This window comes from Sneathiella marina (genome assembly GCF_023746535.1).
Taxonomy (GTDB): domain Bacteria; phylum Pseudomonadota; class Alphaproteobacteria; order Sneathiellales; family Sneathiellaceae; genus Sneathiella; species Sneathiella marina.
In genome coordinates this window covers 3,095,001-3,118,258 of record NZ_CP098747.1, presented here as the reverse complement: position 1 = coordinate 3,118,258, position 23,258 = coordinate 3,095,001, and the positions used below count along the sequence as shown (strand labels likewise).

Genomic DNA, 23,258 nt, shown 5'->3' with positions numbered 1-23,258 from the left:
GGAAAACGCAAAATATCAATCACGTAACTTGTACCGCTGAATTTTTCCCGTTGCTGTTTTCGGCAGTTCGTCAACAAAATCTATCCACCGCGGATACTTATACGCAGCTAGCTTGGATTTTGCATATTCCTGAAGGTCCTCTCGCATTTTGTTTTGATCAATGCTCGCATCTTTCAGGACAATCACGGCTTTGGGTTTTATGAGATCGTCGGCATCGGCTTTGCCTATGACAGCCACTTCCAGGACGTCATCATGCTCTATCATAGCTCCTTCAACTTCGAATGGTGAAACGTAAATGCCACCAACTTTCAACATATCGTCGGTTCGACCACAATAAATGTAGTATCCCTCTTCGTCTTGGCGGTACTTGTCGCCGGCGCGTGTCCAAGGCCCTTGAAAAGTATCAAGGCTCTTTGTCCTCTGGTTCCAATACATAAGGCCGCTGGAGGGGCCGGAAATCTCCAGCGCGCCCATTTCACCTTGTGAAACAACCTGTCCGTCATCTCCTGTCAGGCGTATGTCATACCCTTCCACCGCCTTTCCTGTCGCACCGGGTCTGACGTCTCCAGGTCTATTTGAGATGAAAATATGCAGCATTTCCGTGCTGCCAATTCCATCCAGAATATCGACGCCGACATGACGCTGCCATCTCGACAACAGATCCGCGGGCAGTGCTTCTCCGGCTGATGTGCAAACCCTGAGGTGATGTTCGCCGGCCTTCGGTAAGACATTACTTGCCAAAAGCATGCCGAAAAGTGTGGGAACACCGTAAAAGACTGTCGGCGAATGGTCTCGGAGAATTTGACAAACAGCGTCCGGAGTTGGCGGGCCCTCCAGAAGAATAACCGTGGCGCCGATGGAAAACGGGAATGTCAGCCCATTTCCCAAACCATACGCGAAAAAAAGCTTCGCGGCTGAAAACATAATATCGTCTTCACGGACACCAAGTGTCTGCTTGGCATATAAATCTGCAGTCGCCCGTAAATTACCGTGCAAATGAACAGTGCCCTTCGGCATACCGGTTGTACCGGAAGTATATAGCCAAAAGCACATATCATCATGGCGGGTCTGAGCCGCAGAAAATTCCGTACTTTCGGCTTCTAATAGTGCTGAGAGATTATTCTCCACATTCCCTTTTTTTCCGGAAATAACGATCGCTTTTAGGCTTTGATGGTCATTTACATGGCCTTCGAAGAGCGAGAATAGATCATCTGAAACAAAGAGCGCCGTGGCGCGGCTATCATTTATTATATACTTGTAGTCTTTTTCCGTGAGCCGGGTGTTGATGGGAACAGGAATAACCCCCGCTTTAATCGCTCCTAAAAAGGCGACAGGCAGATCAATTGTATCATTGAGGCAGAGAACAATACGTTGCTCCGGTTCGATGCCCATATCTTTTAATGCATTGGCGAAGCGATTAACATTGTCGCTCAAATCCTGGTACGTATGGGAGCCGCGGGAATCTATGACCGCCGTTTTACCGCCACGGCCAGCCTGAATATTATGATCGATCAAGTCAACTGCAGCATTAAAGTACAGAGTTGATCCATCGTCGCTATTTGGCATTTTACTCTCCCAGTAGTCCTTAAGCCTCAGGTTATTGGTTTCCGTCTGGCTTGCCGCGCGCCCGCTTAGAACTTTATCGTTACATTTGTTTTATCAGCAAGTAAATGAAAGCAGCCCTCACATGCTATGCAGCTTTTCCAGCCATTCCTCCGCCCATTCACCAGCCTGGTCTTCAGGCAACTCTCCGGAAGAGGCGTCATGTTTCATGATGTCGCCGATCCGTTTGGCGCCAAATTTTCCGAGGGTCTCATCAAAGAGAACGCCAGCATTGCAAAAAGTCTGATCATATGTGATGTCGCCAAGTGCAAATACACCGTACTTAATGTTGCCCAAATCCATTTCCGCCGATTCAAGATCATCCATGAATGCCTGGCCGTTATCCGGCACATCGCCCTGCCCATAGGTTGACGTGCAAATAACATACGCGGCTCCGGCCTCAAAAACGTCAGCGGCAAGATCATCCATGAGCAATATTTCGGTGTTTTTGCCTTTTGCATTAAGGGCGTCGGCAATTTCATCGGCAACGAGCTCAGCTGTGCCAGTCATAGTGCTAACAAGAATTTTAATACTGTCGACCAATGCCATTTTTCTCCAAAAAAATACTACTCAAGTCAGGAAATAGGAAATATAATGCATCTTGTCCAGTATTTTATGAAGAGAGTGGGAATATATGGCGGCCCCTAAACAAGCAACAGATCCATCGCGCCGTGAAGATGCGTCGGCAGTTGATTATTTGACTGAGCTTGGCGCCCGGGTCCGCGCGGCGCGCGCACGGCGCGGAATGACGCGTAAAATACTTGCCCATGATTCTGGCGTATCAGAACGCTATTTGGCAAAGCTCGAAACCGGTGAAGGAAATATCTCTGTTCTGGTTCTTCGTCAAATAGCGGATGCCATGGATATGAGAATGCTGGATCTTGTCTCGGTGGGTGAGCAATTGAGCCCGCAAATGCAGTCTCTATATCAGCTAGCCCGTCAAATGACGGAACAAGAATTGGCGCAAGCGAACTCGATTTTGAAGGAGGCTTTAGGCCACAAGACGGGCCGGGCAAAAGCAAAACGGATTTCGTTGATCGGGTTGAGGGGGGCGGGCAAGTCAACACTTGGGCCTATTTTATCGGAAAAACTGGGGTTTGGATTTATCGAGTTAAACAAACAAATTGAACAAGAATTTGGGGCAACGCTTGCGGAAATTTTCTCGTTGGCAGGGCAGCCATCCTTTCGACGGTTCGAACGCCGCTGTCTGCAAGACATTATAGAAAGCCATGATGAAATCGTGATTTCCACCGGTGGCAGTATCGTAGCTGACGAGAAAACCTTTTCTCTTCTTGTGCAACATACCCATGTAATTTGGCTGCAGGCGACACCAGGCGAGCATATGTCTCGGGTTGTCGAGCAGGGGGATTTGCGGCCGATGGCGGGCAGCCAGGAAGCCATGGCTGACTTGAAGCAAATTTTATCTGCGCGTGAACCGCTTTATGGGCGTGCTGACGAAGTTTGTAATACATCTGGGCGCGCCATCGATGAAACTGCGCAGAATTTACTCGAAATTGCAGAAGGGCTGCTCGCAGCCAATTCTGATCAATCGCCTTGACATGCACTAAAGTGCACTTTATGTAGTGGAATTATAATTCCGAAGAACGGGAAATCTTGACCATGATTACATTCGACACACATCCAGATCACTATCGTCACTGGACATTGAAAGTTGACGGTCCTATTGCCCGTTTGATCCTGGAAGTAGATGAAGATGCAGGTCTCGTACCGGGATATCAGTTAAAACTGAATTCCTATGACTTGGGAGTTGATATTGAACTGCATGATGCTCTGCAGCGGATTCGATTCGAATACCCCACTGTCCGTACCGTAATTGTGACCAGCGGAATGGACAAAATGTTCTGCGCCGGTGCGAATATTTATATGCTGGGAACCTCTTCTCATGGCTGGAAAGTGAATTTTTGCAAATTCACCAACGAAACCCGAAACAGCATGGAAGACAGTAGTGAGAAATCCGGAATCAAATTTTTGGCAGCCTGTAATGGAACGACAGCCGGCGGTGGGTATGAGCTGGCTTTGGCCTGCGACGAAATTTTCCTGATCGATGACCGATCCAGTGCCGTTAGTTTACCCGAAGTTCCGTTGCTGGGCGTATTGCCTGGCACAGGCGGCCTGACGCGAATTACGGAAAAAAGAAAAGTCAGGCGGGATTTGGCCGATGTATTTTGTACTAATCCGGATGGGGTGAGAGGACGGCGTGCCAAGGAATGGAAATTCGTTGATGAGGTCGTTCCCAAAAATGCGTTCAATGAAAAAGTTAGGGCGAGAGCTGAAGAACTCTGTGCGGAAAGTTCTCGTCCAGCGAAAGCCAGCGGCATTTCATTAACGCCCCTGGACCGTAAAATTGATGATGCAGGTTATCGGTATTCGCATGTGAGAGCTGATATAGATAAGCAGGGGCGTACGGCAACAATTACCGTCGACGCGCCAAAAGTGGATATTGCGGACAGCATTGAGGATATCCACTCTGCCGGTGCAAACTGGTGGCCTCTCGCAATGGCTCGTGAACTTGATGATGCCATTTTGTTGCTTCGAACGAATAATGAGGAAATAGGCACGATATTGCTCAAGACGGCGGGTGACCCTAAAAAAGTTCTCGCAGCTGATGCGGTGCTTTCTCAACATCAATCAGATTGGTTTGTCCGGGAAGTCATTGGCATGATGCGGCGGACATTTGCCCGCCTGGATGTCTCTTCGCGTAGCTTGTTTGCATTGGTGGAGGAAAACTCCTGCTTCGCCGGATCTCTCTATGAATTGGCACTTTCCGCCGATCGCATTTACATGTTGGATATCGCACAAGAAGAGGGTGAGCCAACAAATATTTCTCTTAGTGAAATGAACTTTGGTGGTCTGGAAATGGTCAATGGCCGGACCCGGCTTGGAAACCGCTTTTATGATGATGAGAATATACTTGGTGTCCTCAAGCAGCAGGTTGGCGTTGAGCTCGATGCAATTGACGCCGAGGAAAAAGGGCTCGTGACTTTCATTCCCGATGACATTGATTGGGAAGAAGAAATACGGCTTTTGGTAGAGGAGCGGGCGAGTTTGTCTCCTGACGCGCTGACAGGTATGGAGGCTAACCTCAGATTTGGAGGCACAGAAAACGCCGCGACTAAAATCTTTGGCCGACTGTCAGCCTGGCAAAATTGGATCTTTAATCGGCCAAATGCTGTCGGAGAAAAAGGCGCCTTGAAATTGTTTGGTAGTGGCACGAAAGCAGAATTTGACCGGAGGAGAGTATAATGGCGATCAATTATCAGGAAAGAATTCCAAACAACGTTGATTTAGGAAATGATCGCCGTTTGCAGCGTGCTCTAGAGCATTGGCAACCGAGATTTCTGGATTGGTGGCAGGAGCTTGGACCTGAGGGGTTCCAGACGAAAGACGTCTATCTCAGAACGGCAACATCCGTAGATGCAAAGGGCTGGGCGACTTTCGGGGCCGTCAAAATGCCGGATTATCGTTGGGGCATTTTCCTCGCCGATCAAATTCAGGACCGGTCCATTGGATTTGGCGATGATTTTGGAAAACCGGTCTGGCAACAGGTGCCGGGCGAGTACCGATCGATATTACGCCGGCTCATTGTGACACAAGGCGATACGGAGCCGGCCTCAGTTGAGCAACAACGATTGCTGGGCCTCACATGCCCTTCCTTGTTTGATCTGCGTAATTTGTTTCAAGTGAATGTAGAAGAGGGGCGGCATCTTTGGGCGATGGTTTATTTGCTACATGCGTATTTCGGCAGGGATGGCCGGGAAGAAGCCGAAGACCTGTTAATGCGGCATTCCGGCAGCGAAGATAATCCTCGTATTTTGGGTACCTTTAACGAGCCCATCAGTGACTGGCTATCGTTTTTTATGTTCACGTATTTTACGGATCGTGATGGAAAATATCAGTTAAAATGCCTGGCAGAATCCTCTTTCGATCCGTTGGCGCGTACATGCCGTTTCATGCTGACGGAGGAAGCCCATCATATGTATGTCGGTGAAACCGGGATTAGCCGCGTTGTTAAACGTACAATCGATAAAATGTCCGAGCTTAAAACCGATGATCCAGCCACTTTACGTAAAGCCGGGGTTGTCGATTTGCCCCTTCTTCAGCGCTACGTGAATTTCTGGTTTTCTTCCTGTATGGATTTGTTTGGCGCGGAGGTTTCATCAAATGCGGCGATAAGCTTTGCAAATGGCATAAAAGGAAGACCGGACGAGAAACAATATGAAGACCATATTGCAAAAGACACTAGTCTGGAGCTTGAGGTTCCCGATGAAAAAGGGGGTATACGGCTGGAAGAGATTGCCGTGCGCAGTGCTGTCAATGACCAGGTGCGGAATGCGTATATCAAAGACTGTCAGGTCGGCGTTACCCGCTGGAACCGGCTTATCAAGAAAGCAGGGTTTGATTTCGAAATTACGCTGCCCTCTAGTCGCTTTCGCAGGAATATAGGGGCCTGGGCAGGCCAGACCGTCACGCCGGAAGGAAATTTCTTGTCAGAAGAAGAGTACCACAGGCGGCATGATGAGTTTTTGCCATCGGATGAAGATCGGGCATATGTTCAAAGCCTGATGCAGCAGGTAACGGAACCTGGGAAAATGGCAGGATGGATTGCCGCTCCGGATCGCGGTATCAATAGTTTGCCCATTGATTATGAGTATGTGAATTTACAATAACTTGCGACTGATCAGATACTGCCGTCCGTTTCAATAACCAGTATTCGGGCGGCACCTATGGGGACGGCTTTATGTTCGTCGCCGGTTTCGGCGTGAAAAATGTCGCCTGCTTGTAAGGAAAATACTTTATCACCCGATGCATCTCGAACATGCATATCGACAGCCCCCTCAAGCACGACAAACACTTCCGGGCCGTCATTGACGTGCCAAATATAGGGCTCGTTCGTCCAGTGTAATCGGATTGAGGCATTCTTTATTTTTTCGATGTCCAGGGCATCCCAGGCTTTGGCGCCAATAAAGTCTTTTGGATTTATGACACGCATGTCCGTTTTCCTTTTTCATCATCTTCCTATTTGATATGATGTAATTCATTTTAGGACAATTGAGTTTTTCTAATTTGTCCGATTTGCCTGAGAAAATTTGACATGATTCTTGAAACAAGCAGGCTCCGTTTGCGCCCATTTCGTGAAACCGATTATTCGGATATTCTGGCGTATGGAACCGACCCGAATTTTTATCAGTATCTCCCTGTTGAGGAGCAAACGGAGGAAACCCTTCGATTGTTTTTTGATGAGCGAATGGCTGACCAGGAACAACAATCGAAGTCCAGGGTGACTTTTGCCGTGGCTTTAACTACGGATGACAAGATATTGGGGACAATCCGACTGGGTGTTTTTGACGAAGAGAAACGATTTGCTGATATAGGCTATGCCATGAACCTCGCCCGGCAAGGAAACGGCTATATGACAGAGGCTGTCCAGCGTGTTCTTCAATACAGCTTTTTGGAACTTGGATTGCTGCAAATATGGGCGACCGTGGATAAGGATAATTCAAGATCCTGGAAACTTATGGAACGGTTGGGTATGACACGTGTCGGCAATTTGCCAGTTGGGTTGGAATTCCCGTCCGGATCTGAGCGGGATTTTGTTTATTGTATTTCCAGTTACGATTTTATTGAACCGAAAGCTGGCGATCAATAATTCTAATATTTAGGCCTGGATGTTACTGTGCTGTCGCGTTTCCTAATGCTGCTCCACCATTGGGACAATTTGGGGTAGTCCGGTAGCATTGCCCGCCCTTGCTTCGTTACTGTAAAACAATCAATCATCGGGATGAGATGTGCATCGGCGAGAGAATAGGCATTTCCCACTAGGAACTTGCCGCCGCTTGCCAGCTCTTCTATTGCGCCGAGGAAACGGGCTGAGTTTAGTAACCCTTCTTGTAATATTTCACTGTCCGGCCCCTCTTCAGTAGACTGCTTTTCTATACTTTCAACATATACCTGCCAAACAAGGGGCAAATATCCATAATTGTCAATCATTGCCACAATTTGCCGCACTCTGGCCCGCCCGACAATATCGGTGGGCATCAAAGTCGGATTTGGGAATTGCTCTTCCAAATATTCCGTGATTGCGCGGGTTTCATAAAGAACAAGATCATTGTGCTTTAGAACGGGAACACGTTTAAAAGGGTGAAGCTTGAGATATTGGGATGAAAGATTACCTGCAAAGGGATCAATTTCCTCATATTCACAGTTGAGCGCCTTTTCCGTCAATATAATGACGACGATCCGACCGTATGCGCTTCTATGATAATTGTATAATTTTAGCACTGTAATCCTTCACCAAGTTTTTATCGGTCGTCTACAAATTCGATTAGTCTTGGATCTAGGATCAAATATGAAATACCCGTCCTTCAATGTCAATTATGCGCGACGGACGGCACTTTCCGGTGCCATTGGAAGCGTCATGGAGTGGTATGATTTCGCAATTTTTGTTTATCTTGCCCCAGTTATCAGTAGCGTCTTCTTTCCCTCCAAGGATTCGTTCGGATCACTGACAGCTACTTATGCAATATTTGCTTTCGGTTTTATATCACGCCCCTTTGGTGCCATTGTTTATGGACATGTCGGCGACTGTATGGGCCGAAAACCTGTCCTAATTCTCTCCGTTGCCATGATGGGGGGAGCAACTTTTTGCGTTGGCCTATTACCCACTTTCGATCAACTTGGCCCAACCGCTGTTATTGCTCTTATAGTGCTTCGCATCTTTCAGGGTTTTTCAGTAGGCGGTGAATTTTCAGGCTCCACTGCCTTCATCGTTGAGCTTTCTCCTCCAAAAAGGCGCGGTTTCTTTGGCAGCTGGATTGTAAGCGGTAGCGGAATAGGGTTTCTTATCGGCTCTGCGTCAGCGGTCCTTACAGCTTATTTGCTGGGCCCTGAAGAACTGGCGGATTGGGGATGGAGAATTCCGTTTTTGGCGGGCGGTGTTATTGCAATTATTGCCTATTATTTTCGATCGGGTATCGATGAGAAACGTCCAGACAGGGCAATTGCCGACGAGAAAGGAAGCCCCTTGCTTGCAGCGTTTCAGGACCATTGGCTTGATATGCTACGGGTCGGGGGGCTTGCCTTGACGGTAAATGCCGGTTTTTACCTCATGTTCGTTTACGCAATAACATTTCTGACGACGAACGTTCATCTGTCTCCGACATCGGTGATGGGGATCAATACGCTTTGCCTGGTCGCAATTGCTCTTTTCCCTCTGTGCTTTTCTGTCTTGAGTGATAAAATTGGCCGCAAGCCGATTTTATTATTCGGAACCATCAGCATTTTGTTGTTGTCTTGGCCTCTCTTTTGGCTGCTGGATCACCAAAACCTGTATTTTGTCTTTTTGGGTTTATTCGGATTTGCAGTCATCTTTTCAATGATCTTCTCCGTGAACCCGGCTGTAATGGCTGAAATACTTCCGCACGAGATCCGGATCAGTACTTTATCGGTAGCGTATAACTTGACCTTAACCCTGTTCGGCGGGACGGCGCCACTGGTTGCGTTGTTTCTGGTAACCTGGACGGAAAGCACCTTCTCACCGGTTTATTATTTGATGGGCCTGGCGGTAATAAGCTTGCTGGCAATTTTTTCCATACCAGAGACAGGTGGTAAAAAACTGCGTGACTAGTTTGCTTCGCTCGCTAATTCTGACAAAAATCAAATGGCAAGCTATGCGCGTTGAATAAGTGAATTTTATAGGGAAATGACGAATGACGGTTGCGTCACATAATATTGAATACGTGAGGAGAACGGCCTTTTCCGGATCCATCGGCAACGTTATGGAATGGTATGATTTTGCTGTTTATGCATATCTGGCTCCAGTTCTGAGCAATCTGTTTTTCCCGTCAGACGATGCTTTTATTTCCCTTATGGCGACTTTCGGGACATTTGCGGCAGGATATATTTCCCGGCCATTGGGGGCGATTGTTTTTGGTCATATCGGTGACAAAATTGGCCGAAAGCCAGTATTGATTCTTTCGGTAATTGTCATGGGCGGAGCGACCGCGGGGGTCGGACTCTTACCGACCACTGAGCAGATCGGCGCTTCTGCTGCTGTTATGCTTGTGTGTTTACGTATTTTTCAAGGCTTGTCGGTGGGGGGAGAATATACAGGAGCGTCAGCGTTTATTGTGGAGCATTCCCCACCGGAAAGACGTGGTTTCTATGCAAGCTGGATATTCAGCGGTAGTTTTTTCGGATTTCTTCTGGGCTCTGCCGTTGCCACATTATTCACCAGTTTTATCGATCAAGCGACGTTGACCGAAGGGGCTTGGCGCCTTCCGTTCATCGGTGGCGGTTTTATCGGCATTGTCGCTTTTTACTTTAGATCTCGCATAGATGAGCCCGAAAGCGTTAAAGATAAAACCGTTGTTGATGGAATCCCGTTAGTTGTCGCGCTGCGCGATCACTGGCGGGATATGCTGCGAATAGCGGGACTGACTGTCACAGTGAATGTCGGATTTTATCTGATGTTTGTTTATGCAATTACGTTTCTCACAAACAAAGTGCATTTGTCCAATGTTGCGGCAATGACGATCAATACTGTTTGTCTGATATTTGTCGCGGTATTTTTGCTGGGTTTCGCGATCCTCAGTGATAAAGTTGGGCGTAAACCGGTACTTTATGTCGGTACATTTGGAATATTACTTTTCTCCTGGCCGCTTTTTTGGCTCATGGATCATCATAATATTGTTTACGTGTTTTTCGGGCAGTTTGGGTTTGCTGTTCTGTTTGCGATGGTGTTTTCCGTCAATGCCGCAGTAATGCCCGAAATTCTTCCTCACAAGGTTAGAATTAGTGCATTATCTGTTTCGTATAACCTGACCCTGTCGATTTTCGGCGGCACTGCACCAATTGTCGCACTCTATCTGGTTAATCGCACTGACGATGATTTTTCACCCGTATACTATTTAATGGGATTGGCTATCCTCAGCCTGGTTGCCATATTTTCTATATCCGAAACGGCGGGCAAGACGCTCCGAGATTAGCTTCAAGGGGATTGTTACAATTGTCATACATACCTGAAACAAATGAAATTTGATTTCCGGTTTGCAGACAACAAGCTGCAACATGGCCTGCTTAAGTTTACCTCTAGTTACAGGAAAACTTTAGATGGAGAATGTATCATGACTGCGACCCAACCGGATTACACTGCGATTAAAACCAAGCAACAAGCAACCTGGGGCTCTGGCGATTACGCCACCGTGGGAACCACACTCAACATTGTTGGCGAGCAGCTTTGTGAGGCCATGGATCTGCATGCCAATCAAACTGTTTTGGATGTCGCTGCGGGCAATGGCAATGCCACTCTTGCAGCCGCCCGGCGCTGGTGCAATGTCACATCGACGGATTATGTTGAATCTCTGTTGGAACGTGGCAAGGAAAGGGCGGACGCGGATCGGTTGGATGTCACTTTCCAACAGGCTGACGCTGAAGAACTTCCGTTTGAAACAGGCAGCTTTGACGCAGTGATGTCGACTTTTGGCGTAATGTTCACACCTAATCAGATGCAATCCGCTTCAGAGATGGCTCGGGTGTGTCGTTCGGGCGGAAAAATAGGTATGGCTAATTGGACACCGGAAAGCTTTATTGGACATCTTTTCAAAACGATTGGGAAGCATGTCCCGCCACCAGCGGGTGTTCAATCGCCGGCTCTTTGGGGAACAAAAGACCGTTTGTCTGAAATGTTTGCTGATAAAGCAACGACCATAGAAATGACAACTCGCATGTTTAACTTCAGATATCGTTCAACGGAGCATTTCATGGATGTTTTCCGTAACCTTTATGGTCCGGTTCATAAAGCATTTGCCGCTCTAGACGAAACAGGACAGGAAGCGCTCTCCAGAGATATTACTGAACTTGTGGAGACGTTCAATGTTGCGACAGATGGAACGATGATTGTTCCCGCTGAATATGCGGAAGTTGTGGTTACAAAAAACTAGACTTTCCTTACTCAAGGTAAAGAACTTCGGCCGGTTTCCGCCCGAAGTTCTTTACGATGATACACCGAGAATACTCATTCAAAGATCGCACTTTTTTCTTGCATGAATCTGGCATCTCCCGCATAACGCGGCACCTGAGGATACGGGCGGATATTACAAGCTGTTGGGCGGATTTGATGAGTGATACTCTCGATAAAATTGATGAGATCGACGAGCAGGCAGAAGAGCGCCTGGACTATTTTGTCCATAAAGACGGGCTGGTTTTTGCTGGCACGCATCTTATAGTCGATTTATGGGGGGCTAAAGGCCTCAACGATCCTGAACTGATCGAAACCACGTTGCGAAGCTGTGCCGACATAGCTGGCGCAACCGTCCTGCATTTTCATATGCATGCTTTCGAACCGGACGGACTGTCAGGTGTCCTGGTCCTCGCAGAAAGTCATATTAGCTTTCATAGCTGGCCGGAACGAGCGTTTATGGCTTTGGACATTTTCATGTGTGGGCAAACCGATCCTCATAAAGCAATCCCAGTTTTAAAAAATGCGTTTGCGCCGGAGACGATGCAGCTGAATGAATTGAAGCGGGGAATAGTAAATTGATGGAGCTGTTTGATGAAGGGTTACATTCAGGTGTTAATTTGGCATTGAATGTAGAAAAGATCCTCTACCGCGAGAAAACGGATTTGCAAGATCTGATGATCTTCGAAAATAGCCAATTCGGTCGTGTCATGTCGTTGGATGGTGCCGTTCAAACCACAGAAAAAGACGAATTTATTTATCATGAGATGTTCGTTCATGTACCGGTTTTCGCTCATGGAAATGTCAGGAACGCATTAATTATCGGTGGGGGAGATGGCGGCGCAGCGCGGCAGCTTATGAAGCATGACGGCATTGAGGTTACGCTGGTCGATATTGATCGAACAGTGATTGAGCTCAGTCAGAAATTTATGCCGAGCATTTCAGGCGGAGCCTTTGAAGATCCGCGACTGGACATTGTCATTGCGGACGGGTGTCAATACGTCAAGAACACAGCGGAAAAATGGGATGTGATTATCGTTGATAGTACGGATCCGCATGGCCCGGGAGAAGTGTTATATACGGAAGAGTTTTACGCTGATTGTAAGGCGTGCCTTTCGGATGGGGGCATCATTGTCACACAGAACGGTGTGCCGTTCGTTCAGGAAACAGAGCTTCGCTCAAGTTACGATCGCCTGAAATCATTGTTCTCGGATGTGAGTTTTTATCTTGCGGCCATCCCAAGTTACGTGGGAGGTTCGATGGCTTTCGGTTGGGCGACAAATGATACAACTCTTCGCAAATCACCCTTGCTAGGGCTTACAAACCGTTATGTTGAAGCTGGAATAGACACCGATTATTATACACCAGAAGTGCATCAAGCGGCATTTTCCTTACCATTACATATTCAAAGGATGCTGACGAAGGATATTGCCTAGATCAGCATTCGACGACATTGACGGCCAGCCCACCTTGTGAAGTTTCTTTATACTTGCTGAGCATATCAATACCGGTTTGCCGCATGGTCTCGATAACTTCATCCAGGGAAACCACGTGGGTACCGTCGCCGGACAAAGCAAGTCGTGCCGCATTGATGGCTTTCATCGCCCCCATTGTATTTCGCTCGATACAAGGTATTTGAACCAGCCCGCCAATCGGATCACAGGTTAAGCCCAGATTATGCTCCATACCGATCTCTGCAGCATTTTCAACCTGCTCATTGGTGCCGCCGAGGACTGCGGTCAGGGCACCTGCAGCCATGGAACAGGCCACACCAACTTCGCCTTGGCATCCCATTTCCGCTGCAGAAATAGAGGCGCGCTTTTTATAAATTGAACCAATTGCGGACGCTGTCAGGAGAAAGTCTCGACTGCCTTTCTCTGTCGCACCCGGACAAAAGCGTTGGTAATATTTGAGAACGGCAGGAATGACACCGGCCGCACCATTTGTTGGTGCCGTAACAACACGACCACCCGCCGCATTCTCCTCGTTGACCGCCAAAGCATATAGATTAACCCAATCGAGGACGGTCAAGGGATCGCGGGACGCCCGCTCTGGGTTCTCCATTAAATCCTTGAAAAGTTGATGGGCACGGCGTTTTACTTTGAGGCCGCCGGGCAGAATGCCCTCTGTTTCGCAGCCTCGTCTAATGCAATTAATCATGGCATCATTGACCTGATCCAGAAATTCAATTGTCTCTGTTTCTTCACGCCAGCAGGATTCGTTGGCAAGCATAATCTCGGCAATCGTCAATCCCGTATCCTGACCTAACGCGAGCAGCTCTGCGGCAGATGTAAAAGGGTAGGGCAGTTGAATGTTGTGGCCGCGTGTTTCCGCTCGGTCACCTTCATCCTGGGAAACGACATATCCACCTCCCACCGAGAAATATTCTTTTTCAAGAAGCAATTCTCCTTCAGCAGAAAAAGCAGAAAACCGCATCCCGTTTGCATGTTCCGGCAGAACCTCATCTTTCAGGAAAAGGAGGTTATCTTCTTCGTAAAATGGGATTTCATGATGACCATTTAACAGTATTTTATTGAATTCCCGAATTTCGGCTATCAAAGGCAAGACGTCTTCGGGATCTATTCCGGAGGGACGGGCCCCGCTGAGACCGAGCAATACCGCGTGATCCGTCGCATGGCCCTGACCCGTGAGGGCGAGAGAACCGTACAGCTGGACAAGGATCCGATTGGTATTATTCATATGCGATTGTGTCGCCAGTTGCTCAACAAAGCGCTTTGCGGCCCGCATGGGACCGACGGTGTGAGAACTGGACGGGCCAATACCGATTGTATAAAGATCTGTGACACTGATATTCACATCAAGCTGCGATGTTGGATTGGCCGGACCAGATGGTCTGGATGGCACCACCGGAGTGACGTTTCCAAGACGGCTTTTAGGTAAATCATTCATTTTTGGCACCCCTTCTTCGTCTGGTCATAACCGACCAGCCCGCTAAACGATGCCCCCTCTGTCCGGGTACCTGAAAGATTGCAGCAGACTTATGTCTGCTTTACCTCTTCGGTGACGTGCAGGATTTATATCCGCACATACTCTCCAGAGCCTTCCCACCCAACGGTACTTTTTGCCTGAGAGTTTCCGGGGCGGTTGCTCCTTCGGCGCTGGTATAACCAGTCTCTCCCGCAGGGTAGATAAAGGTATAACATAACAGTTTCGATATCGAAGCGAACCATAGACAACTTAGCCGGACACCTGTCAAGTTTCCTTTACACGGATGTCCACAATACGGCAATCCGGTTATCCCGCCGCACCGCAGGCGACCATATTTACTTTACCGTCGCCACTCTTGTTTAACGGCTGCCATATTTAAGCACCCATAAGGGCAATAACGCAGCAACATCCGCGCTTTTTTCATCTAGCTCAATGGCGGTTGTCATCATATTTTTACTGAGACGAACGATATGCCCATTGAATCTGCACATCTCAGCGGAACCCACAGGCCCGAAAATTCCTTCAATTGGCATGTCTGGTTCATATCCCGGCGGGACACCATTGAGAAGCAAACCGCTTAATGACCAATTTTCAGTTGAATATTTTTTTCCCATAATTTCGACACTGAGAATTGGATTGGAAACCCGAAAAGCATCTCTTCTTTCGAATCGGCTTGGAGAGGAATCGTTGTCCATATGGTTTATGTCTGTCTGCAGCACTTGTTTCTCCTGAACAATAATTGAATTTCTAAACCACATGATGCAGCCTTCATGCCAGATGCAGGGGCGGCTGGCTTAATGTCGGTAACTGGCGGAAATTAAGGTGTTAAGAGCGTTTTAAAAGCGAATTGTTAAGTCCTTTCCTGGTCGGCCAGGCAGGATGTTTTTGCCGGTCGGCAAAAATTTGACTGGATGATGATAAGTGGGAAAACAGTCTGAGAATTTACGAATCTTATTTGGAAATATGGTTAATTTTGATGTTCTAATTTCCATCATTGATACCCATACAATGTACCGGACATTGTATTTTTCCATGCTGCATCGCAACATCAAAATTTTTTTTAAAAAATACTATTTGTAATTAATGGCATGTTTCATAACATATTTTCGCAATAATGCTGCAGTTGCGAACATTAAAAATGAAATTTTGTCAAAAATGACAATTTGTCATCTTTAAAAAAAGCTGCTAATAATCGTCGCAAGCCGGGTAACTGGGCGCAAGATCTGGGCCTGGCTAAAAAATTACTTATTTTCGCAGGATATTGGGCGCAAGATCCGAGTCCAGTTTAAAATAACTCAAGCCAGGTAACTGGGCGCAAGATCCGGGCCTGGCTAATTCATTTCATTTCCCAGGAGTATACTGCGAATGACAATGCCGTCGGTATTGGAGGGACGCCTGTCTCTTCCCGTAATTGCATCACCTATGTTTATTGTATCTGGACCCGAGCTTGTAATTGCTCAGTGTAAAGAAGGCATCGTTGGTTCGTTTCCCGCACTTAATGCCCGGCCGATAGAGCAGTTGGATGAATGGCTATATCAAATTAAAGCCGAACTTGCAGAATATGCCGAGGCAAACCCGGACAAAAAGGTCGCGCCCTTTGCCGTCAATCAAATCGTACACGCCTCCAATTCGCGCCTCATGGAAGATGTTGCGCTATGTGTGAAACATGAAGTGCCAATCATCATAACCAGCCTGCGAGCGCCCAACGAGATTGTCGAGGCAATCCACTCCTACGGTGGGATCATTTTACACGACGTGACTAATATTCGCCATGCCGAAAAAGCTATTGAAGCAGGTGTGGACGGACTGATCCTTGTCTGCGCCGGGGCAGGTGGGCATGCGGGTAAATTAAGCCCGTTTGCACTGGTTTCGGAAATTCGTCAGTTCTTCGACGGTCCAATTGCGTTGTCCGGCGCGATTGCCAATGGGCATTCAATTTTGTCGGCGCAGGCACTTGGCGCAGATCTCGCTTATATGGGAAGTGCATTTATCGCGACGCAGGAAGCCAATGCAGTTGATGGCTATAAGGAAATGATCGTTGAGAGTAGGGGCGAAGATATTGTCTACACGAACACGTTCACCGGCGTTCACGGGAACTATTTGAGCCCGAGCATAACACGGGCAGGCCTGGATCCGGAGAATTTGCCCGGTGCTGATAAAAGTCGAATGAACTTTGGCAGCGGCGGGATTTCAAAAGCCAAAGCCTGGAAAGATATCTGGGGATCCGGACAAGGTATCGGAAGTGTAAACGACATCCCGACAGTTGCAGATTATGTTGATCGATTAAAAGAACAGTATGCCGAGGCCAAGGTAGAAATGAATAATAAGGCCCTTTAACTTAAACTCCCTCGTCTGGCTAAGGCGGGGGAATATTTTTCATTGAAAAACTTGTCTGATATTGCGCTTATTTTCTAATTTGCTCTACTGACTGTACAGTTGCTTCCTCGCGGATAATTTCACGAATATGGATTGAGCATTTGGCACATTGGGGCGGCGCTCCCAAACTATCATATATATTTGCAACACCTTGCGCACCATCCGCGATCGCCGATTTTACATCGCGATCGGTAAATCCATTACATAGGCAAACATACATTCTAAAGCTTCCGTCTATTAACACTGACAATCATTCTCAATAACTTAGTAAATTGCGAATGATTGTCAATATTAAATTAGCAGCGAAGGCCTAATACGCTTCGAGGATATCTCTCAATCGGTTAGGAAGTCTGAGACTGAATATAGTTTTCAATGCCCATTTTATCCACCAAACCTAATTGGGTTTCCAGCCAATCGATATGCTCTTCCTCGGATTCCATGATGTCGACAAGCAAATCCCGGGAAACATAGTCTTGTTCGGATTCGCAATCCTTAATGGCTGCTTTCAAGTCGATATGGCCGGCATGCTCCATCTTTAAATCACATTCGAGGATCTCTTTTGTATCCTCGCCGATCATCAACTTACCAAGATCCTGGAGATTAGGCAGGCCTTCCAAGAAAAGGATTCGCTTGATAAGCTTGTCCGCATGTTTCATTTCGTCAATTGACTCGTGATATTCCTTCTCTCCCAATTCTTCTAGTCCCCAGTCTTCCAATATCCGGGAATGCAGGAAATACTGATTAATCGCGGTAAGTTCGTTTTTCAAGATAACATTGAGATGTTTAATGATTGTGGCGTTGCCTTTCATCGCGAGTATTCCTTTTTCGTTTTGCTGCAGCCTACAATATGGCAGGAAATGACTTTTAAATAAACATAAGTCTGTCGATAATTGGGGTGTCATACGTTAGTTGTCTGAAATTTTTTTTAGACTATAGTTGAGACTTAAAAACAAGACTTGAAAACAAGCAGGAACTTATTATGAGCAAGGAATTCATACCGGAAAACCATAAATTTGCTGAAGCCAGTTATTTCGAAGACCTATCGATTGGCCAGCGGTTTTACATCCCATCGCGAACATTGCGAGACGCCAATTTTTCAGCGTTTCAGGCCGCCTCCGGCGATAATCATCCAATTCACTATGATGTTGAATATTGTAAATCCCAGGGCCATCCTGAACTTTTAGCGCATGGATTCCAGGTGGTGATTCAGACAGCGGCCGGCGCCGGTATCTTTCCCCATGTTGTAGGGGAATCTCTAATTGCGTTTATTGATCAGTCGTCCAAGTTTCTGGGACCAGTTTACTATGGCGATACTGTGTATCCGGAGCTGGTTATCACAGACCTGAAAGCACAGAATTCAACCGGCATAGTCACCGTGCGGTCGACCGTTCACAATCAACGGAAAGAGCTGGTTCTGGAAGGGGAGCAACGATATCTCGTGAAGAAACGGCCCTGAGGCCAAGATATGCATTTACTTTAACGGAAAATTGCGGCCCGTGGCCATAACGACACCGCACAAGGTTTCTTTGCCATCACAGACAGTATAAACGTCTGCGGATCCGACAGAGAATGATTTTCCTGCCTGTAACACACGACCGCGAGCAATGAGTTTCTCGCCGCGGGCCTGCCCGGTCATTTTGACCGTAAAATCCAAAGTTGCGCAGGCCCACCCCTTGGGCAGCATAGACATGCATGAACTGATTGCCGCCATATCACCGACCGCTCCGATCGAAGATGTTGGGAAGAGATCTGGTAGGGTAGAAAGGGATTCCAGGTATGGCGCTTCAAGGACGACAGAGCCCGGTTTTTCGTCAACAACCGTGACACCATAGGTATTGGCAAACGGTTGAAGATGCAAGAATTGCGAGGGTCGTGTAAAATCAGTCTCTGTCGTCATAAGTCGCTCCTGTTTTCCTGTGCTATTGATAAGTTCCCTTTATTGCTCAGCTGGCATAGCGCCGTATAATTTGCTTTCCAAGCGACGACATATGAACCTGATCCGGACCATCGGCCAGCCGCACCGTTCTTGCATAAGCAAAGGCTTCGGGCAGGAAGGTGTCCTGACTAAGTCCCATGGCACCGTGAGCCTGAATGGCCCGGTCAATAACGGTTTGCGCCATGGAGGGAGCCACGACCTTGATCATGGCAATGAGATCACGGGCTTCCTTGTAGGACACCAGATCCATACGTTCTGCAGCTTTCAATGTCAGTAATCGGGCTTGCTCTACTTCGCAAATGGATTTTGCAATATCTTCGCGAATAGATCCTTGTTCACTGAGTTTCTTGCCAAAAGCCACCCGGTTTTCCACCCGGTCGCACATGAGTTCAATGGCGCGTTGCGCGCATCCGATAAGCCGCATGCAATGATGAATGCGACCAGGGCCCAACCGGCCTTGTGCAATAGCAAACCCTTCTCCTTCTCCTCCGATAATATTGGAGATTGGGACGCGCACATTTTCAAAAAGCATCTCCGCATGGCCATGAGGCGCATCGTCAGAGCCGAATACTTTCAAAGGACGAATTAATTTCACGCCAGGCGTATCCATAGGGACAAGGATTTGCGACTGCTGTGTATGTCGCGACGCATTCACATCTGTTTTTCCCATGAAAATCATTATTTTACAGCGTGGATCCGGGGCGCCTGATGTCCACCATTTGCGGCCATTGATGACATACTCATTTCCCTCGCGGCGGATTGTGCTTTGAATATTGGTTGCATCCGAGGAGGCGACAGCTGGTTCAGTCATGGCAAAAGCCGAGCGGATTTCACCGTTGAGAAGCGGTACCAGCCATTCATCCTTTTGTGCCTGCGTGCCGTACCGCGCCAAAACTTCCATATTGCCGGTATCGGGCGCACTGCAGTTAAAGGCCTCAGAACCGATCATGGAACGGCCCATTATTTCAGATAACGGGGCATATTCCAGGTTAGACAAACCGGCGCCATAATCTTCGAAATCAGCCAGAAACAGATTCCATAAGCCCGCTTCTTTTGCTTTGCTTTTCAGCTCTTCCATGACAGGGGGAATAACCCAGCGGGTGCTCGAGCTCTCAATATAGTCATGATATTCCTGTTCCGCAGGATATACGTTATCGCTCATAAATGCTTCTACACGGGCTACAAGGCTATCAGTTTTATCAGAATACGAAAATTTCATTGCGCTGGCTCTCTTATCTATGGATATCTGGCGGCAGTATAAAGGCGCTCTTGTAATCATTAAAATTTATTTTTATGATATCAAGTCATAAATATTGGTGATGATAAGATGAAGCTTAAAAATCTAGACCTTAATCTTTTTGTGACATTCGATGCCGTATATACACATCGCAACCTGACACTGGCTGCGAGCGCTTTGAATGTCACACAACCGGCTGTCAGTAACTCCTTGGCCCGCCTGCGGGATCGATTTAACGATCCGTTGTTCGTTCATGCAGGCCGTAAAATGAACCCCACACCTCTGGCCCAGAAAATGATCGGGCCGACCCGGCAGGCTTTGAGATTATTGCAAGCGGGCATTGAAGAGGAAGACAAGTTCAACCCGCAGACATCTGATAAAGTGGTTCGGATCGGGATTGGCGATATCGGTGAAACAATTTTACTGCCGAAGCTGGTTGAGCGCCTTCACCGGTTCGCACCTCTCATGAAGGTGCAGGCGTTTCACGTCCCCCGCAGATCCATTGCGAAAAAGCTGGCATTGGGTGAAATTGATTTCGCTGTCGATATCCCGTTGCCACCAAACCCGGAGCTGCAAAATCGCCTGCTCATGTCAGACAAGCAGGTTTGTGTTGTCGGACCATCCCATCCGCTGGCAAAAAAGAGCAGCCTTTCGCTGGAGGCCTATCTTGCGCTATCTCACATACTTGTATCGTCGCGTCAAAGAGGTAGCGGGGCTGTCGATATTGAGCTTGGAAATTTGGGGCCGACCCGGAATATAATGGTTCGGTTCCAGCATTACCAGGCAGCTTTCCATTTAGTGCAACGAACCGATCTTGCACTGACTGCGCCTTTACAGCTTACCCGAATGTATAACTGTCATGTATTTTCCTTGCCGCTGGCGGTACCCAATCTGGATTTTTATTTATATTGGCATAAATCCACCGCACAAGCTAAGACGACCCTGTGGCTTCGGGATCTAATTCTGGAAGCCGTGGCGTGACCAGGAAGGTCGTGGGCGTTGCACATCCTCCCAATATATGGTTAGTCCCCTAACATGACTGAAAATGATGATCCGATTGAACCAACGCTGTTTCTTATCCCAACGCCCATTGGCAATTTGGAAGACATATCCTTGCGCGCAATGCGGGTCCTTCAATCTGTGGATGCTTTGGCATGTGAGGATACGCGACACACGCGAAAGATATTCGAGCGCCATCAACTGGATAGTCCGCCAATTGTTTTTGCCTGCCATGCGCATAATGAAGATCGGGCCGTTGGCCGGATTTTGTCTCTGTTGCGGGATGGTAAATCTGTTGGGCTGACATCAGACGCGGGCGCGCCCGGGGTGAGCGATCCGGGACAGAGAGCAGCTGCGGCGGCCATTGAAAACGGATACAAAGTGGATGCCCTGCCTGGACCAAGTGCCGTCATAACAGCCTTAATGGTTTCCGGTTTGCCGGTCCCCGCGTTTTCATTTTTGGGATTTCTTCCGCGCCGGCCGGGGCGGCAGCGTAAGGTTTTTAAGGCCTTCGCAGAGGCGCCAACAACCCTTGTTTTTTTTGAATCGCCGTTTCGGGTTGCTAAAATTCTGAAGATTGCCCTTGAATGCCTTGGGAACAGGGAGGCGGCTGTCTGCATTGAATTGACGAAAAAATTCGAAAATATTCATCGACAGAGGATAGAGGAGCTTGTCACATATTTTCAGGACAAGAAAATCAAGGGAGAAGTGACCATCGTCATAGGGCCGCCAGAACGGGAAGAAGCCCCTATTGAACAGGAGGATGACATTAACAATATGATTCCTTAAGACGTGCTGTTGCGTGACGGGAATTCGCAAGAGAGTTGAAATTCGCCAGTAATTCTGGTAAATTAGTAAAATTGAAAATACCCTCTTGTAGCGCTTTCCCGAAAGCCATATTCGGAAGGAGAATTTGTATGAATGTCGCCGGTATTTTAAAAACCAAAGGGGCCAATGTGATTACGGCAGTCCCCTCAGATAGCATTGCAGATATTTCTAACATATTGGGAACAAACAAGATTGGCGCTGTCTTGATTGTGGATCGATCGGGAAATTTACGCGGCGTTGTGTCGGAGCGGGATATTGTCCGGGGCTTGTCTGAATGCGGGTCGGATTGCCTGGACCAGACTGCAGAAGACCTCATGACATCGGACCTGATAACGACAACACCGTCTGAGACCATTGACAATGTGATGTCTCTCATGACCGGAAAACGAATTCGTCACTTGCCTGTCTTGGATGAAGGGCGCTTGAGCGGATTTATTTCCATCGGCGATGTCGTTAAAAGCCGCATGGATGAGGTGGAGCGTGAAGCCGCGGCAATGCGTGATTACATTGCCACCGGCTGACAAAAATCGCTAAGACAATATTTCCATGGCCCTTGCCAGGAAGGGAAGGGCGCGTTCGGCAGATGCTTCGCCTTCTGCAATCATTTCTTGAGCTTTGTCGAAATCCAACAAGCCATGTTGAGCGAGGCGCGGGGCTATGGTGATATCCGGGGGATCTCCGGCAAGGCGGGAGCGACTTAGGCGATCCTGGACGATGTTGAGGGCGGACATCATGACGCCGAATATGCTGGGTTCCGCGCCCGACTTGTCGAAAAAGCGGTGCTTCATCAGGTTCAAAGGGGAGCGCGCGTGAAGTGCCTTAAGTTTCCCGCCATTTTCTTCCGATACAAGATTTTCTTCATTTTCTCCAATATTCGACATTCCGAAAACATCGGCGTTCAAATTGACGGCAATAACCAGGCGGGCGCCGAGGGCTCGGCAGACTGAAACCGGAACCGGATTTGTTAGCGCACCGTCAATGAGCCAGCGGTCGTCGATTTGCTGCGGAGAGAATAATCCGGGCAGAGCATAGGACGCCGTGATCGCCTTGGCGAGATTTCCCTCCTGGATCCATATTTCATGCCCGGTCCCCAGTTCTGTGGTTATGGCGGAGAAAGGTACGGGAAGGTCTTCAATCAGGGTATCGCCGATATTATCTTCCAAAAGCGAGAATAACTTGTTGCCTGATATAAGGCCGCCACCGGAGAGGCGGATATCAAGAAACCGGAACAGGCTGGATTTTCCCAGATCACGGGCCCATTCTTCAAGGGCATCCATCTGGCCCGCCAGATACATGCCGCCGACCAGGGCGCCGATTGAGGTACCGCAGACGATATCCGGTTTCAGTCCTTCTCG

At 48.0% G+C, this 23,258-nt stretch carries 25 protein-coding genes and 2 riboswitches (1 of these 27 only partly in view); of the genes, 14 read left to right on the top strand and 11 right to left on the bottom strand.

Annotation, left to right across the window (positions count from 1 at the left end):
* Nucleotides 1-15: 15 nt before the first annotated feature.
* Nucleotides 16-1,566, bottom strand: a complete 1,551-nt coding sequence (locus tag NBZ79_RS15040; protein ID WP_251933361.1) for a benzoate-CoA ligase family protein — start codon at nt 1,564-1,566, stop codon at nt 16-18.
* A 117-nt stretch (nt 1,567-1,683) separates the two neighbouring features.
* Nucleotides 1,684-2,112 carry a flavodoxin domain-containing protein gene (locus NBZ79_RS15035; RefSeq protein ID WP_251933360.1) on the bottom strand — a complete coding sequence of 143 codons (429 nt, stop codon included), beginning with the start codon at nt 2,110-2,112 and terminating at the stop codon, nt 1,684-1,686.
* A 124-nt stretch (nt 2,113-2,236) separates the two neighbouring features.
* Here NBZ79_RS15035 and NBZ79_RS15030 point away from each other — a divergent pair, with 124 nt between their 5' ends.
* The 3 genes from NBZ79_RS15030 (at nt 2,237) to boxB (ending at nt 6,290) form a co-directional block, all read left to right on the top strand.
* Complete coding sequence (locus NBZ79_RS15030) at nt 2,237-3,160, top strand: helix-turn-helix transcriptional regulator (protein WP_251933359.1); 924 nt, start codon at nt 2,237-2,239, stop codon at nt 3,158-3,160.
* A 62-nt stretch (nt 3,161-3,222) separates the two neighbouring features.
* Nucleotides 3,223-4,866 carry a 2,3-epoxybenzoyl-CoA dihydrolase gene (boxC, locus tag NBZ79_RS15025; protein ID WP_251933358.1) on the top strand — a complete coding sequence of 548 codons (1,644 nt, stop codon included), beginning with the start codon at nt 3,223-3,225 and terminating at the stop codon, nt 4,864-4,866.
* A complete protein-coding gene (boxB, locus tag NBZ79_RS15020) occupies nt 4,863-6,290 on the top strand; it encodes a benzoyl-CoA 2,3-epoxidase subunit BoxB (RefSeq protein ID WP_420854615.1) in 1,428 nt (475 codons plus the stop codon). Before boxC ends, boxB begins: the two co-directional genes overlap by 4 nt.
* 11 nt (nt 6,291-6,301) lie before the next feature.
* Here boxB and NBZ79_RS15015 read toward each other — a convergent pair whose 3' ends face one another.
* Entirely contained in the window at nt 6,302-6,613 is a 312-nt protein-coding gene (locus tag NBZ79_RS15015) for a cupin domain-containing protein (protein WP_251933356.1), read from the bottom strand.
* 102 nt (nt 6,614-6,715) lie between these two features.
* On the opposite strand from NBZ79_RS15015, the gene NBZ79_RS15010 reads away from it, so the two are divergent.
* A complete protein-coding gene (locus NBZ79_RS15010; protein ID WP_251933355.1) occupies nt 6,716-7,270 on the top strand; it encodes a GNAT family N-acetyltransferase in 555 nt (184 codons plus the stop codon).
* A 2-nt stretch (nt 7,271-7,272) separates the two neighbouring features.
* On the opposite strand, the gene NBZ79_RS15005 is transcribed toward NBZ79_RS15010, so the two are convergent.
* Entirely contained in the window at nt 7,273-7,902 is a 630-nt protein-coding gene (locus tag NBZ79_RS15005) for a glutathione S-transferase family protein (protein ID WP_251933354.1), read from the bottom strand.
* A 67-nt stretch (nt 7,903-7,969) separates the two neighbouring features.
* Here NBZ79_RS15005 and NBZ79_RS15000 point away from each other — a divergent pair, with 67 nt between their 5' ends.
* The 5 genes from NBZ79_RS15000 to speE all read left to right on the top strand — a co-directional run bounded on the left by NBZ79_RS15000 (nt 7,970) and on the right by speE (nt 13,014).
* Entirely contained in the window at nt 7,970-9,247 is a 1,278-nt protein-coding gene (locus tag NBZ79_RS15000) for an MFS transporter (RefSeq protein WP_251933353.1), read from the top strand.
* 82 nt (nt 9,248-9,329) lie between these two features.
* Nucleotides 9,330-10,607: an MFS transporter gene (locus NBZ79_RS14995; RefSeq protein ID WP_251933352.1), complete on the top strand. Its 1,278-nt coding sequence runs from the start codon at nt 9,330-9,332 to the stop codon at nt 10,605-10,607.
* Between the two features lie 138 nt (nt 10,608-10,745).
* Nucleotides 10,746-11,561 carry a class I SAM-dependent methyltransferase gene (locus NBZ79_RS14990; RefSeq protein ID WP_251933351.1) on the top strand — a complete coding sequence of 272 codons (816 nt, stop codon included), beginning with the start codon at nt 10,746-10,748 and terminating at the stop codon, nt 11,559-11,561.
* Nucleotides 11,562-11,737: 176 nt separating this feature from the next.
* Nucleotides 11,738-12,160, top strand: a complete 423-nt coding sequence (gene speD, locus NBZ79_RS14985; RefSeq protein ID WP_251933350.1) for an adenosylmethionine decarboxylase — start codon at nt 11,738-11,740, stop codon at nt 12,158-12,160.
* Entirely contained in the window at nt 12,160-13,014 is an 855-nt protein-coding gene (gene speE, locus NBZ79_RS14980; protein WP_251933349.1) for a polyamine aminopropyltransferase, read from the top strand. Before speD ends, speE begins: the two co-directional genes overlap by 1 nt.
* Before the next feature lies 1 nt (nt 13,015).
* Here speE and NBZ79_RS14975 read toward each other — a convergent pair whose 3' ends face one another.
* Both NBZ79_RS14975 and NBZ79_RS14970 read right to left on the bottom strand, forming a co-directional pair.
* On the bottom strand, nt 13,016-14,395 hold the full coding sequence (locus NBZ79_RS14975; protein WP_420854614.1) for an L-serine ammonia-lyase: 1,380 nt from the start codon (nt 14,393-14,395) through the stop codon (nt 13,016-13,018).
* A gap of 149 nt (nt 14,396-14,544) precedes the next feature.
* Nucleotides 14,545-14,638, bottom strand: a riboswitch (glycine riboswitch).
* A gap of 3 nt (nt 14,639-14,641) precedes the next feature.
* Nucleotides 14,642-14,729, bottom strand: a riboswitch (glycine riboswitch).
* Nucleotides 14,730-14,886: 157 nt separating this feature from the next.
* A complete protein-coding gene (locus NBZ79_RS14970; RefSeq protein ID WP_251933347.1) occupies nt 14,887-15,246 on the bottom strand; it encodes a hypothetical protein in 360 nt (119 codons plus the stop codon).
* A 646-nt stretch (nt 15,247-15,892) separates the two neighbouring features.
* Between NBZ79_RS14970 and NBZ79_RS14965 the strand changes: the two genes are divergently transcribed.
* On the top strand, nt 15,893-16,864 hold the full coding sequence (locus tag NBZ79_RS14965; RefSeq protein WP_251933346.1) for an NAD(P)H-dependent flavin oxidoreductase: 972 nt from the start codon (nt 15,893-15,895) through the stop codon (nt 16,862-16,864).
* Between the two features lie 67 nt (nt 16,865-16,931).
* On the opposite strand, the gene NBZ79_RS14960 is transcribed toward NBZ79_RS14965, so the two are convergent.
* Together NBZ79_RS14960 and bfr are read right to left on the bottom strand one after the other, a co-directional pair.
* A complete protein-coding gene (locus NBZ79_RS14960; protein WP_251933345.1) occupies nt 16,932-17,123 on the bottom strand; it encodes a (2Fe-2S)-binding protein in 192 nt (63 codons plus the stop codon).
* A 121-nt stretch (nt 17,124-17,244) separates the two neighbouring features.
* Nucleotides 17,245-17,712: a bacterioferritin gene (bfr, locus tag NBZ79_RS14955; RefSeq protein WP_251933344.1), complete on the bottom strand. Its 468-nt coding sequence runs from the start codon at nt 17,710-17,712 to the stop codon at nt 17,245-17,247.
* Nucleotides 17,713-17,882: 170 nt separating this feature from the next.
* Between bfr and NBZ79_RS14950 the strand changes: the two genes are divergently transcribed.
* On the top strand, nt 17,883-18,359 hold the full coding sequence (locus NBZ79_RS14950; RefSeq protein WP_251933343.1) for a MaoC family dehydratase: 477 nt from the start codon (nt 17,883-17,885) through the stop codon (nt 18,357-18,359).
* Nucleotides 18,360-18,374: 15 nt separating this feature from the next.
* Here NBZ79_RS14950 and NBZ79_RS14945 read toward each other — a convergent pair whose 3' ends face one another.
* Both NBZ79_RS14945 and NBZ79_RS14940 read right to left on the bottom strand, forming a co-directional pair.
* Entirely contained in the window at nt 18,375-18,800 is a 426-nt protein-coding gene (locus NBZ79_RS14945; RefSeq protein WP_251933342.1) for a PaaI family thioesterase, read from the bottom strand.
* Between the two features lie 46 nt (nt 18,801-18,846).
* Nucleotides 18,847-20,058 carry an acyl-CoA dehydrogenase family protein gene (locus NBZ79_RS14940; RefSeq protein WP_256470233.1) on the bottom strand — a complete coding sequence of 404 codons (1,212 nt, stop codon included), beginning with the start codon at nt 20,056-20,058 and terminating at the stop codon, nt 18,847-18,849.
* A gap of 108 nt (nt 20,059-20,166) precedes the next feature.
* On the opposite strand from NBZ79_RS14940, the gene NBZ79_RS14935 reads away from it, so the two are divergent.
* The 3 genes from NBZ79_RS14935 (at nt 20,167) to NBZ79_RS14925 (ending at nt 22,424) form a co-directional block, all read left to right on the top strand.
* Entirely contained in the window at nt 20,167-21,057 is an 891-nt protein-coding gene (locus NBZ79_RS14935) for a LysR family transcriptional regulator (RefSeq protein WP_251933340.1), read from the top strand.
* A gap of 54 nt (nt 21,058-21,111) precedes the next feature.
* Nucleotides 21,112-21,864, top strand: coding sequence for a 16S rRNA (cytidine(1402)-2'-O)-methyltransferase (rsmI, locus tag NBZ79_RS14930; protein ID WP_251933339.1), 753 nt, complete (start codon nt 21,112-21,114; stop codon nt 21,862-21,864).
* Between the two features lie 128 nt (nt 21,865-21,992).
* Complete coding sequence (locus NBZ79_RS14925; RefSeq protein WP_251933338.1) at nt 21,993-22,424, top strand: CBS domain-containing protein; 432 nt, start codon at nt 21,993-21,995, stop codon at nt 22,422-22,424.
* A 9-nt stretch (nt 22,425-22,433) separates the two neighbouring features.
* Here the strand turns inward: NBZ79_RS14925 and NBZ79_RS14920 are convergent, their stop codons facing one another.
* Nucleotides 22,434-23,258: the 3' portion of a patatin-like phospholipase family protein gene (locus NBZ79_RS14920; RefSeq protein ID WP_251933337.1), read on the bottom strand. It continues 84 nt past the right edge of the window; 825 of the gene's 909 nt are visible here — the last part of the coding sequence; its start codon lies off the right edge, out of view; it ends in the stop codon at nt 22,434-22,436.